This is a genomic window from Myroides sp. DF42-4-2 (assembly GCF_030326445.1).
In the GTDB taxonomy this organism is placed as follows: domain Bacteria; phylum Bacteroidota; class Bacteroidia; order Flavobacteriales; family Flavobacteriaceae; genus Flavobacterium.
Genome location: NZ_JACAKI010000072.1, coordinates 1 through 510, shown reverse-complemented (window position 1 = coordinate 510; position 510 = coordinate 1). Strand labels below are relative to the sequence as shown.

General features: G+C 44.7%; 1 protein-coding gene. It reads left to right on the top strand.

Going from position 1 to position 510, the window contains the following annotated elements:
- On the top strand, window positions 1–279 hold a 279-nt coding region (locus HX062_RS16195), incomplete at its 5' end, for a hypothetical protein (protein WP_286468141.1).
- Window positions 280–510: the final 231 nt, after the last annotated feature.

Here is a 510-nt window from a genome sequence, read left to right as displayed (position 1 = left end):
GACGAGCAAAGAGCGACGAGCAAAGAGCGACGAGCAAAGAGCGACGAGCAAAGAGCGACGAGCAAAGAGCGACGAGCAAAGAGCGACGAGCAAAGAGCGACGAGCAAAGAGCGACGAGCAAAGAGCGACGAGCAAAGAGCGACGAGCAAAGAGCGACGAGCAAAGAGCGACGAGCAAAGAGCGACGAAATCTGTGCGGTTTATCTCACCTAGTTTATATTTGTTTTGGTGTTCGATGAATATATCTCACCTAGTTTATATTGGTTTTGGTGTTCGATGAATCTTCACTTCGTGCGGTTTGTTATTCGCGCGGTTTGCACGGTTTGTTTAGTCTCTTCATTTGTAAGATAATTGTGCTTTACAACGATCGAAGAGCAAAGAGCAAAGAGCGACGAGCAAAGAGCGACGAAATCTTACCACTATTCACCACTCACTATGTACGTCCCTGACATAGGTTGACCATAAAAAATCAATTTTCCTATGAAAGTTAACGTTCAACAAATCAAAAAAA